The sequence below is a fragment of the Thiobacillus sp. genome, from assembly GCF_024708915.1.
The window spans coordinates 1-1,669 of record NZ_JANJXQ010000289.1 but is presented as its reverse complement, the minus strand read 5'-3'; the positions used below and the strand labels follow the sequence as shown (position 1 = coordinate 1,669).

Here is a 1,669-nt window from a genome sequence, read left to right as displayed (position 1 = left end):
TTCGAACGCCTGCGCCAGGATGGCATCACGGTGCTGTCGACCGAGCGCGCGGCCAACCAGGAAATCCGCGAGCTGCACGTCGGCCTGCTGAACATGATGCCGGACGCGGCGCTGGAGGCGACCGAGCGCCAGTTCTACCGGCTGGTCGGCGAATCCAACCCGATCGCGCAGTTCTACATGCATCCCTTCACTCTGCCGACGCTGCCGCGCGGCGCGGCGGCGCAGGCGCACATCGCGCAGTTCTACGAATCGTTCGAGGCTATCCGTGCAGCCGGGCTGGATGCGCTCATCATCACCGGCGCCAACGTCAGCCATCCCAACCTCGCCGACGAGCCGTTCTGGCAGCCGCTGATCGAGGTGATCGACTGGGCGTGGGACAACGTCACCTCGACTCTGTGCTCGTGCCTCGCCACCCATGCGGTGATGCAGTTCCGCCACAGCCAGGCGCGGGTGAAGCAGCCGCAGAAAATCTGGGGCGTGTTCGAGCATCGCGTCACCGACGGCCGCCACCCGCTGGTGGCCGACGTCAACACCCGCTTCGACGTGCCGCATTCGCGCTGGAACGACGTCTCGCGCGCGCAGTTCGAGGCGGCGGGGGTCAAGGTGCTGGTCGAAAGCGCGGAAGCGGGCGTGCATCTGGCGGTGAGCCATGACGGCCTGCGCACCGTGTTTTTCCAGGGGCACCCCGAATACGACACCATTTCCCTGCTGAAGGAATACAAGCGCGATCTGCTGCTCGCCGCCGCCGGCAAGCTGCCGGCGTTGCCGCCGTTTCCGGTGCGCTATTTCGGCCGTCAGGCGCAGGCACTGCTGGACGAGTTCGGCAGCCGCATGCAGGCCGGCGAGGCGCTGGCTTTCCCCGAAGCGCGCCTGCTGCCGCTGCTCGACAACACCTGGCACGATACCGCCGAGGCAGTGATCGGCAACTGGATCGGCTGCGTCTACCAGGTAACCCACCGCGAACGCAGCCTGCCTTTCATGCCGGGCATCGATCCCGATAATCCGTTGGGTCTGGCGTGACGGACGCCCGCGCGCACTTCGACGAGGCGCAGGGCGCGCTGATCGCCAGCGGTGCCTGGCATGCCGGGGCCGCGCCGGCCTTGCCCGGGCTCGGCGGCAAAACGGTGCGCGTCCTCGACGGCGCCGGCATCACCCGGCTCGATACCAACGGCGCCTGGCTGCTGCTGACCGCCGCCCGTCCGCAGGCCGGCGACCCGCTGCCCGAGCTGCGCGCGTTCCGGCCGCAGCATCTGGCTGTGCTGCAACTGGTGGCGCAGCACAGCGCAGCAACCGCCGCGCAGGCCGCGCCGCGCCGCGAAGGCGTGCGCGAAGTTACCGGGCGCGGCGCGCTGGCGATGTGGGGGCATGTCGTCGGCCTCACCAATTTCATCGGCCACCTGTTCGTCGAGCTGATGGCCTTGATGGGCCATCCGGGGCGCTGGCGCTGGCGCGAATTCGGTGCCCAGGTGAGTTCGGTATTCGTCGGCGCGATTCCCATCGTGGCCGGCATGCTGTTCCTGCTCGGCGTGGTGTTCGCCTACCTGCTGGGCGACCAGGCGCAGCAATACGGCGCCAACATCTTTGTCGTCGACGGCCTGTTGCTGGCGATCCTGCGTGAAATCTCGCCGGTCATCGTTGCCGTCCTGGTAGCCGGGCGCACCGGCGCGGC

At 68.6% G+C, this 1,669-nt stretch carries 2 protein-coding genes; both read left to right on the top strand.

The window, feature by feature from the left end:
- The coding region (locus tag Q0L94_RS17820) for a homoserine O-succinyltransferase (protein WP_296756021.1) at window positions 1–1,020 on the top strand (1,020 nt) is incomplete at its 5' end.
- The coding region (locus Q0L94_RS17815) for an ABC transporter permease (RefSeq protein WP_296756018.1) at window positions 1,017–1,669 on the top strand (653 nt) is incomplete at its 3' end. The genes Q0L94_RS17820 and Q0L94_RS17815, both read left to right, overlap by 4 nt.